This window comes from uncultured Streptococcus sp. (assembly GCF_915066115.1).
Taxonomy (GTDB): Bacteria; Bacillota; Bacilli; order Lactobacillales; family Streptococcaceae; genus Streptococcus.
Map to the genome: position 1 here is coordinate 1 of NZ_CAJZDT010000068.1, position 9,930 is coordinate 9,930.

At 42.0% G+C, this 9,930-nt stretch carries 8 protein-coding genes; 7 read left to right on the forward strand and 1 reads right to left on the reverse strand.

Annotation, left to right across the window (positions count from 1 at the left end):
• Positions 1–232: 232 nt before the first annotated feature.
• Positions 233–562 (reverse strand): hypothetical protein, encoded by a 330-nt coding sequence (locus tag QZ565_RS05830; RefSeq protein ID WP_049546492.1) that lies wholly within the window; start codon positions 560–562, stop codon positions 233–235.
• A gap of 168 nt (positions 563–730) precedes the next feature.
• On the opposite strand from QZ565_RS05830, the gene QZ565_RS05835 reads away from it, so the two are divergent.
• The 7 genes from QZ565_RS05835 to QZ565_RS05865 all read left to right on the forward strand — a co-directional run bounded on the left by QZ565_RS05835 (position 731) and on the right by QZ565_RS05865 (position 9,887).
• Positions 731–1,273 carry a DUF177 domain-containing protein gene (locus QZ565_RS05835; protein ID WP_295526847.1) on the forward strand — a complete coding sequence of 181 codons (543 nt, stop codon included), beginning with the start codon at positions 731–733 and terminating at the stop codon, positions 1,271–1,273.
• On the forward strand, positions 1,273–1,902 hold the full coding sequence (nth, locus tag QZ565_RS05840; RefSeq protein ID WP_000244443.1) for an endonuclease III: 630 nt from the start codon (positions 1,273–1,275) through the stop codon (positions 1,900–1,902). The genes QZ565_RS05835 and nth overlap by 1 nt, the downstream gene beginning before the upstream one ends.
• Positions 1,903–2,123: 221 nt before the next feature.
• The gene (gene pyrR / locus QZ565_RS05845) at positions 2,124–2,645 is read left to right on the forward strand and encodes a bifunctional pyr operon transcriptional regulator/uracil phosphoribosyltransferase PyrR (RefSeq protein WP_000644747.1); all 522 of its coding nucleotides are present in this window, start codon (positions 2,124–2,126) and stop codon (positions 2,643–2,645) included.
• A gap of 18 nt (positions 2,646–2,663) precedes the next feature.
• The gene (locus QZ565_RS05850; RefSeq protein ID WP_000115770.1) at positions 2,664–3,587 is read left to right on the forward strand and encodes an aspartate carbamoyltransferase catalytic subunit; all 924 of its coding nucleotides are present in this window, start codon (positions 2,664–2,666) and stop codon (positions 3,585–3,587) included.
• A 49-nt stretch (positions 3,588–3,636) separates the two neighbouring features.
• On the forward strand, positions 3,637–4,716 hold the full coding sequence (locus tag QZ565_RS05855) for a carbamoyl phosphate synthase small subunit (protein WP_000166853.1): 1,080 nt from the start codon (positions 3,637–3,639) through the stop codon (positions 4,714–4,716).
• A gap of 447 nt (positions 4,717–5,163) precedes the next feature.
• A complete protein-coding gene (gene carB, locus QZ565_RS05860; protein WP_295526855.1) occupies positions 5,164–8,340 on the forward strand; it encodes a carbamoyl-phosphate synthase large subunit in 3,177 nt (1,058 codons plus the stop codon).
• A 212-nt stretch (positions 8,341–8,552) separates the two neighbouring features.
• Positions 8,553–9,887: an Nramp family divalent metal transporter gene (locus tag QZ565_RS05865; protein WP_295526858.1), complete on the forward strand. Its 1,335-nt coding sequence runs from the start codon at positions 8,553–8,555 to the stop codon at positions 9,885–9,887.
• The last annotated feature ends 43 nt before the right edge of the window (positions 9,888–9,930 follow it).

Here is a 9,930-nt window from a genome sequence, read left to right on the forward strand (position 1 = left end):
TTGAGCAACCTGCGGCTAGCTTCCTAGTTTGCTCTTTGATTTTCATTGAGTATAAAATGCCAGAAAAAGAGCATAAAAGAGTACACAAAAAGAGACAAAAACAAGATCTACTAAATAAAGTTCTTTATTTGATAGACTTAGTTGTTCATGTCTCCCTTACCTCCGAGTATTAGTATCTCTATACTATACCTTTCAGGATATTTTGTCAACAGAAAACTGACAATTCTAATCTCTAAAATCCGAAAACAGGTCCATAAAGAGTTAGTACGTGTTTGACATGCTCGTAATGGAACTTGTCATAGTTGCGCCAAGCGGTACGTGCTTGATCGTTTAGTTTTAGGCTACCAAGGCCTATCAGAAGACTGGTACGTTGGTAAAATTTCTCAAGGTCGATTAAAATACTGTTGTTCAACTTTTCCGCTTTTTTGAGCTCTTTTATAGTAGTGTTTAGCAGCTCTTGTAGTCGAGTATCATCTGCAGTACCCTGTTTGCAGCTTTGGAAACTTTTATTTAACTCGGATAGGAGTTGGGTTGCATTAGTAATGAGTTCTTTGTCTTCCATGTGAGCATCCTCCTTGCTCTGATGTATTCTTGTCTATAGTATAGCACTAAAAAACAAAAATGTCATAGTAAATATGTTAAAAAATCGAATTTTATTTACAAAGTTTGATAGGCTGATTTGTAGCCCTTTCATGGTATAATCAAGAGAGTAAATCTTTATGGAGGAAGTATGAAATTAAATATTCAAGAGATTCGCAAGCAGTCTGAAGGCTTGCAATTTGAACAAAGTTTAGACCTAGTCGCAGACTTACGTAATCGTAATCAAGAGATTATAGATGTGAAAGATATACTTGCAGTTGGGAAAGTACAGTACGAAGATCGTATGTATTTCTTAGATTATCAATTGTCTTACACCATTGTTCTTGCTTCTAGTCGCAGTATGGAGCCAGTTGAGTTAGTTGAATCTTATCCAGTAACGGAAGTTTTCATGGAAGGCGCAAGCAACCACTTGGATCAGGAAGTTTTAGATGATGATTTGGTCTTGCCTATCGAAAATGGAGAACTTGACCTTGCTGAGAGCGTATCAGACAATATTCTGCTCAATATCCCTATTAAGGTCTTGACGGCTGAAGAAGAGGCGGGTCAAGGTTTTGTCTCAGGAAATGATTGGCAAATCATGACAGAGGAAGAATACCAAGCCCAACAAGCAGTTAAGAAAGAAGAAAACAGTCCTTTTGCTGGCTTACAAGGACTATTTGACGGAGACGAATAATGGTCTTGTCAAAAAAACGAGCACGAAAAGTGCTGGAAGAAATAATTGCTCTGTTTCCAGATGCCAAGCCCAGTCTTGATTTTACCAATCATTTTGAACTACTAGTTGCGGTCATGTTGTCAGCTCAGACAACGGATGCAGCGGTAAATAAGGCCACACCAGGTCTCTTTGCTGCCTTTCCAACGCCACAAGCCATGTCTGTAGCGACAGAGAGTGAGATTGCTTCACACATTTCTCGCCTGGGACTGTATCGGAATAAGGCTAAATTCCTTAAAAAATGTGCCCAACAGTTACTAGATGATTTTGATGGCCAAGTTCCTCAAACACGTGAGGAATTGGAAAGTCTTGCAGGAGTTGGTCGCAAGACAGCCAATGTTGTCATGAGTGTGGGCTTTGGGATTCCAGCCTTTGCAGTGGATACTCATGTGGAGCGTATCTGCAAACACCACGATATTGTCAAAAAATCAGCGACACCGCTTGAGGTGGAAAAGCGGGTCATGGATATCTTGCCACCGGAGCAGTGGTTAGCTGCCCATCAGGCCATGATTTATTTTGGAAGAGCCATTTGCCATCCTAAAAATCCAGAGTGTGACCAGTACCCACAGTTATATGACTTTAGCAATTTATAAGCAATTTATAAGATGGGGTTTCAAAAGTTTTTGCTTGATTTTAAGCATGCTTTGTGCTATAGTATTTGATAACTAAATATTCCTTTAAACCTGTCCCGTGAGGCAGGCAAGGAGAACGATTAAGTAGTAGGGTGAAGTCTATACTGTTTGCAGTAGGGCTCGCTTGGCTATACATTTCAAGTCTCCTTGTTTAAGGAGACTTTTCTTTTTGGAGGTTTGTCATGAAGGCAAAAGAAGTTGTAGACGAATTGACTGTCAAACGAGCGATTACGCGTATTACTTATGAGATTATCGAACGCAACAAAGATTTGAATAAAATCGTCTTGGCTGGTATTAAAACTCGTGGTGTCTTTATCGCCCACCGAATCCAAGAACGTTTGGAACAGCTAGAAAATCTTTCAGTTCCTGTTGTGGAATTGGATACTAAACCTTTCCGTGATGATGTTAAAAGTGGAGAAGATACTTCTTTGGTTTCTGTCGATGTGACAGACCGCGAAGTTATCTTGGTGGATGATGTGCTCTATACAGGTCGTACCATCCGTGCTGCTATTGATAATATTGTAGGTCATGGTCGTCCTGCGCGCGTGAGTTTAGCAGTTCTAGTCGATCGTGGACATAGAGAATTGCCAATCCGTCCAGATTACGTTGGAAAAAACATACCAACTAGTCGTTCTGAAGAAATCATCGTAGAGATGGCAGAACTTGATGGCCAAGATAGAGTTCTGATTACTGAAGAAGCTTAGAAAGCTAAAGGAGTAGCCATGTCAGTAAATCAACAAGCATTAAACCATGTGGTGTCCATGGAAGACCTCACTGTCGATCAAGTGATGAAATTGATCAAGCGAGGAATTGAGTTTAAAAATGGAGCTCAGCTTCCCTATGAGGACCATCCGATTGTTTCCAATCTTTTCTTTGAGGATTCTACACGAACGCATAAGTCCTTTGAAGTGGCAGAGATTAAACTGGGATTGGAGCGACTTGACTTTGATGTGAAGACTAGTTCAGTCAATAAGGGTGAGACACTTTATGATACCATTTTGACTCTGTCTGCTTTAGGAGTGGATGTCTGTGTGATTCGCCACCCTGAGGTTGACTACTACAGAGAGTTAATTGCAAGTCCGACGATTACGACTTCCATCATCAATGGTGGAGATGGTTCGGGTCAACACCCTAGCCAGAGCTTGCTTGATTTGATGACTATTTATGAGGAATTTGGTCACTTTGAGGGTCTCAAGGTTGCGATTGCAGGTGACTTGGACCACTCACGCGTTGCTAAATCCAATATGCAGATTTTGAAACGCTTGGGAGCTGAACTTTATTTTGCTGGACCTGAGGAATGGAGAAGTCAAGAGTTTGCAGATTATGGACAGTTTGTAACCATTGATGAAATCATTGATCAGGTGGATGTCATGATGTTTCTCCGTGTGCAACATGAACGCCATGATAGTGGAGCTGTCTTTTCAAAAGAAGACTACCATGCCCAACATGGCTTGACTCAAGAACGTTATGACCGTTTGAAAGAAACAGCAATCCTTATGCACCCAGCCCCAGTCAACCGTGATGTAGAAATCGCAGACCACTTGGTTGAAGCACCAAAATCACGGATTGTCCAACAAATGACCAATGGTGTCTTTGTTCGAATGGCAATCTTAGAATCCGTACTGGCGAGTAGAAACGCCAACTAAAACACAAGACGTTAAAAGACGCCAGTGAGCGTCCACGAGAGGTGAAAATATGACAAAAAGACTTCTAGTATTAGAAGATGGCACAGTTTTTGAAGGCAAGGCCTTCGGAGCAGATATTGATGTAACAGGCGAAATCGTCTTTAATACAGGTATGACCGGCTACCAAGAATCCATTACAGACCAGTCTTATAATGGACAAATCTTGACCTTTACTTATCCTTTGGTGGGAAATTATGGAATTAACCGTGATGATTACGAATCCATCATTCCAACTTGTAAAGGAGTCGTTGTTTTTGAAGAAGCACGTAGAGCAAGCAACTGGCGCAACCAAATGACCTTGGATGAATTTTTGAAAGCCAAGAAAATTCCGGGTATTTCTGGAATTGATACGCGTGCACTTACCAAGATTATCCGTAAGCATGGTACCATGCGTGCAACCTTGACTCATGTTGGAGATAGTATGGACCATGTGACGGACCAGCTCCAAGCAACAGTTTTGCCGACAGATAATATCAAGCAGGTTTCTACTAAAACATCCTATCCAGCTCCAGGAGTTGGTTTGAGCGTGGTTCTAGTGGACTTTGGTCTTAAGCACTCAATTCTACGTGAACTTTCTAAACGCAACTGTAACGTGACAGTTGTTCCCTATTCGACAACGGCTGAAGAAATTCTCCATCTCAATCCTGACGGAGTTATGTTGTCAAACGGTCCAGGTAACCCAGAAGATGTTCCACAGGCACTGGATATGATTCGTGGTGTGCAAGGGAAAATTCCAATCTTTGGTATTTGTATGGGGCATCAACTCTTTGCAATGGCAAACGGTGCTAAGACCTACAAGATGAAGTTTGGTCACCGTGGATTCAACCATGCGGTACGCGAAATTGCTACAGGACGTGTGGATTTTACAAGTCAAAACCATGGTTATGCAGTTAGCCGTGAGGATTTGCCAGAACACTTGATTATCACCCACGAAGAAATCAATGACAAGTCAGTTGAAGGTGTGCGTCACAGATACCAACCTGCTTTCTCTGTTCAATATCACCCAGACGCGGCCCCTGGTCCACACGACGCAAGCTACCTATTTGACGAGTTTATCGAGATGATGGAAGCTTTTAAACAATCAAACTAAGAACGAGTAAAAGCTCGTCGGAGAATTTATGTAACTGAACACGGACAGAAAGCTCGGAATTTAGAGAAACCAATTTGGATTGTCAATCCTTCCTTGGTTTCCTAAAATTCAATCGCTTTCTATTCATCCTTTGTATCTTATTTAATGTCGCCCTGTGAGGCGACGAATAGAAAGGCAGGTCGTTTCTTTTAGTCGCTATCAGGCGAACTAAAAACTCCCTGCACTAGATTTTTTACCGAAAAGTATCGTTTCGCTAAAAAATCGTCGGAGAATTTATTTAATGGCAACCTGAGAGTTGCCGAATAGAAAGGAGAAGATACATTGTTCGCGGAAGTGAACACGCCCTAAGAACTGTGTGAAAAAGATAAACATCGTCTTGACGCTGAAGGCGTCTGCACCGAGTTTCCTATTTTCACTGTGTTTTTTATGGGCTTTGTATCATAAACTATGCCTAAACGTACTGATATTCAAAAAATTATGGTGATTGGTTCTGGTCCGATTATTATTGGTCAGGCTGCTGAGTTTGACTATGCTGGGACCCAGGCTTGCTTGTCGTTGAAAGAGGAAGGTTATGAGGTTGTCTTGGTTAACTCAAACCCTGCCACCATCATGACGGACAAGGAGATTGCGGACAAGGTCTATATCGAACCTATTACACTTGAGTTTGTGACTCGTATTCTCCGTAAGGAACGTCCAGATGCCTTGCTACCAACACTCGGTGGTCAGACAGGTCTCAACATGGCCATGGAATTATCTAAAAATGGTATCCTTGATGAGCTTGGTGTTGAGCTTCTGGGAACTAAATTATCTGCCATCGACCAAGCGGAGGACCGTGACCTCTTTAAACAATTGATGGAAGAGCTCAACCAACCAATTCCAGAATCTGAAATTGTAAACACTGTTGAAGAAGCTGTTGCCTTTGCAGCAACAATTGGCTACCCAGTCATCGTCCGTCCAGCCTTTACACTTGGTGGTACTGGTGGTGGTATGTGTGCTAATGAGGAAGAATTGCGTGAAATCGCTGAAAATGGATTGAAATTGTCACCTGTGACCCAATGTTTGATTGAGCGTTCAATCGCAGGTTTCAAGGAAATCGAATACGAAGTGATGCGTGACTCAGCCGACAATGCTTTGGTTGTTTGTAACATGGAAAACTTTGACCCAGTTGGGATTCACACAGGGGATTCCATTGTATTTGCCCCTGCCCAAACCATGTCAGACTATGAAAACCAAATGCTTCGTGACGCAAGCTTGAGCATTATTCGTGCCCTTAAGATTGAAGGTGGATGTAATGTTCAGCTGGCCCTTGACCCACACAGTTTTAAGTACTATGTTATCGAAGTAAACCCTCGTGTATCGCGTTCTTCTGCTCTGGCATCTAAGGCGACAGGGTATCCGATTGCAAAATTGGCTGCTAAGATTGCAGTAGGTTTGACCTTGGATGAGGTTATTAACCCAGTTACAGGTTCAACCTATGCCATGTTTGAGCCTGCCCTTGACTACGTGGTTGCCAAGATTCCTCGTTTCCCATTTGACAAGTTTGAAAAGGGTGAACGCCGTCTTGGTACTCAGATGAAGGCGACTGGAGAAGTAATGGCGATTGGTCGTAACATCGAGGAATCTCTTCTTAAGGCTTGTCGCTCCCTTGAAATTGGGGTGCACCACAATGAAATGCCTGAACTTGCAGCAGTTTCTGATGATGCCTTGATTGAAAAAGTTGTCAAAGCCCAAGATGACCGTCTCTTCTATGTGTCAGAAGCTATTCGCCGTGGTTACACACCAGAAGAAATTGCAGAGCTTACAAAAATCGATATCTTTTATCTCGATAAACTCCTACATATCTTTGAAATTGAGCAGGAGTTGGGTGCCCATCCACAAGATTTAGACGTTTTGAAAACTGCCAAACTCAATGGGTTTTCAGACCGTAAGATTGCTGAACTATGGGCAACGACAGCTGACCAAGTTCGCCAGCTTCGTTTGGAAAACAAGATTGTTCCAGTCTACAAGATGGTCGATACCTGTGCTGCGGAGTTTGACTCTGAAACACCATACTTCTATTCGACCTATGGTTGGGAAAACGAGTCTATCAAGTCTGATAAGGAATCCGTTCTAGTTCTAGGTTCTGGTCCAATCCGTATCGGTCAAGGGGTTGAGTTTGACTACGCAACTGTTCACTCGGTTAAGGCTATCCAGGCTGCTGGCTATGAAGCTATCATCATGAATTCAAACCCAGAGACAGTTTCTACAGACTTCTCTGTATCAGATAAGCTTTACTTTGAGCCATTGACATTCGAAGATGTTATGAATGTTATCGACTTGGAGCAACCAAAAGGCGTTATCGTTCAGTTCGGTGGTCAAACAGCTATCAACCTTGCGGAGCCATTGGCAAAAGCAGGTGTGACTATTCTTGGTACGCAAGTCGCTGACCTAGACCGTGCCGAAGACCGTGACCTCTTCGAGCAAGCTCTTAAAGACTTGGATATCCCACAGCCACCAGGACAAACGGCTACCAATGAAGAAGAAGCAGTTCTTGCAGCTCGCAAGATTGGCTTCCCAGTTCTTGTCCGCCCATCTTATGTACTTGGTGGACGTGCCATGGAAATCGTTGAAAACGAAGAAGACCTTCGTTCTTATATGCGAACTGCTGTTAAGGCTAGTCCAGACCACCCAGTTCTTGTCGACTCTTATATCGTTGGGCAAGAGTGCGAAGTTGATGCCATTTCAGACGGAGAAAATGTCCTTATCCCTGGTATCATGGAGCATATCGAACGTGCCGGTGTCCACTCAGGTGACTCAATGGCCGTTTACCCACCACAAACCTTGTCGCAAAAGGTGCAAGAAACAATCGCAGACTATACTAAACGCCTAGCAATCGGTCTTAACTGTCTTGGAATGATGAACATCCAGTTTGTCATCAAGGATGAAAAAGTCTATGTTATCGAGGTCAATCCGCGTGCTAGCCGTACGGTTCCATTTCTTTCTAAAGTGACCAATATCCCTATGGCTCAAGTAGCAACTAAGCTTATTCTTGGTCAAAGTTTATCAGAACTTGGTTACCAAGATGGACTTTACCCTGAAAGCACTCGTGTTCATATCAAGGCACCTGTCTTCTCCTTTACCAAACTAGCTAAGGTAGACAGCTTGCTCGGTCCTGAAATGAAGTCGACAGGGGAGGTTATGGGTTCTGATACTACTTTGGAAAAAGCTCTCTATAAGGCCTTTGAAGCTTCTTACTTACACTTGCCAACTTTTGGAAATGTAGTCTTCACCATCGCTGATGATGCCAAAGAAGAAGCCTTGGACTTGGCTCGTCGTTTCCAAAATATTGGCTATGGAATCCTCGCGACAGAAGGGACAGCAGACTTCTTTGCTAGTCATGGATTGCATGCCCAACCTGTTGGTAAGATTGGTGATGATGATCAGGATATTCCAAGTTTTGTACGCAAAGGAAGAATTCAAGCTATCATTAACACAGTAGGAACAAAACGAACTGCTGACGAAGATGGTGAGCAAATCCGCCGTTCAGCTATTGAACACGGAGTGCCCCTCTTTACAGCCCTAGATACAGCTAATGCCATGCTTAAAGTACTTGAAAGCCGTAGTTTTGTCACAGAAGCAATCTAGTTGAGAAAATTTTTCACAGTTTTAAAGCCAGCGTTTTCTGACGCTGGCTTTTGCAATACTGGTGTTGCTTATTTCAACTATCATGCTTTCCTGAAGAATCATTCCAAAATGTGATGTAATAAGACTAAATTAGAAATAGTAAACTATTTTCATTATATTTTCAAAAAATCCATTAAAAAAAGTAAAGACAGATTAGAAAGTGTAAAATTCCTATGTCTTCTTACAAAAAGGTCTCTCTTTCTGAGATCAATCAATCTATTGAAACTCCCAATAACAATCATTTTTGGCAAAATCTAAAAGCATTTTTAGGACCTGGCGCTCTTGTAGCAGTTGGTTATATGGATCCTGGGAACTGGATTACCAGTGTAGTTGGTGGCGCTTCTTACAAGTATAATCTCTTATTTGTTATTTTGATTTCATCTATCATTGCCATGCAGCTGCAACAGATGGCTGGAAAGCTCGGTATAGTGACTAGAATGGATCTAGCGCAAGCAACAGCTCATCATGCTCCCAAATGGCTCCGCTATAGTCTGTGGGTGATTTTAGAATTGGCTTTAATGGCGACAGACTTGGCTGAAGTTTTAGGTTCAGCGATTGCACTAAATCTTTTGTTTAAAATACCGATTATGGTTGCTATCCTCCTAACCGTTTTGGACGTATTTCTTTTACTTTTGTTGATGAAGTTTGGGTTCAAGAAGATTGAAGCTATTGTTACGACCCTTATCTTAACTATATTAGGTATTTTTTCTTATCTAGTGGCTTTATCCAATCCAAGTATTCAGGGAATCTTTGGTGGTTATTTACCGACTTCGACTTTATTTGAAAGTCCCCTGCCGGGACATGAGAGTCAATTGACCTTGGCTTTAGGGATTGTAGGAGCGACAGTCATGCCGCATAATCTCTATCTTCATTCATCATTATCGCAAACAAGGAAAATCAACCACAAAGATAAGAAGGACGTCCGAAAAGCAGTGCGCTTTATGACCTGGGATTCTAATCTTCAGTTGTCCTTAGCCTTTATTGTCAATTCCTTGTTGCTCATTTTAGGTGCCTCCCTTTTTTTTGGTTATGCATCTGAAATTTCGGCATTCTCCCAAATGTACAATGCTTTACAGGATTCAACAATAGCAGGAGCGATAGCTAGTTCGACTTTGTCAACTTTGTTTGCTTTAGCTCTCTTAGCAAGTGGACAAAATTCGACCATTACAGGCACCTTGACAGGACAGATTGTCATGGAAGGTTTCTTGCATCTGAAATTACCTCAGTGGATTATCCGTATCGGTACGCGTATTTTTGCCTTGCTACCTGTGATCATAGTCGCTGTCTTATTTGGACATCAAGAAAAGACCTTGGATCAGTTATTGGTTTACTCACAGGTCTTTCTGTCAATCGCTCTTCCGTTCTCAATCTTTCCTTTAATTTATTTGACCTCTAAGAAGTCACTAATGGGAGAATTCACCAATGCCAAGTGGAATACAATCCTAGGCTACGTAGTTTCAATCATCTTGACCATTCTCAATATCAAGCTTCTTTTCGATATTTTTTAAATCTATTTAAATCAGGTCTCGGCATCAGCTTGAAGATTGATAA

Bases quoted from the DNA above. Each gene is read 5' to 3' on its own strand.
- nth (WP_000244443.1), top strand. From the start codon at position 1,273: ATGGTCTTGTCAAAAAAACGAGCACGAAAAGTGCTGGAAGAAATAATT.
- pyrR (WP_000644747.1), top strand. From the start codon at position 2,124: ATGAAGGCAAAAGAAGTTGTAGACGAATTGACTGTCAAACGAGCGATT.
- carB (WP_295526855.1), top strand. From the start codon at position 5,164: ATGCCTAAACGTACTGATATTCAAAAAATTATGGTGATTGGTTCTGGT.
- QZ565_RS05855 (WP_000166853.1), top strand. From the start codon at position 3,637: ATGACAAAAAGACTTCTAGTATTAGAAGATGGCACAGTTTTTGAAGGC.
- QZ565_RS05865 (WP_295526858.1), top strand. From the start codon at position 8,553: ATGTCTTCTTACAAAAAGGTCTCTCTTTCTGAGATCAATCAATCTATT.
- QZ565_RS05835 (WP_295526847.1), top strand. From the start codon at position 731: ATGAAATTAAATATTCAAGAGATTCGCAAGCAGTCTGAAGGCTTGCAA.
- QZ565_RS05850 (WP_000115770.1), top strand. From the start codon at position 2,664: ATGTCAGTAAATCAACAAGCATTAAACCATGTGGTGTCCATGGAAGAC.
- QZ565_RS05830 (WP_049546492.1), bottom strand. From the start codon at position 562: ATGGAAGACAAAGAACTCATTACTAATGCAACCCAACTCCTATCCGAG.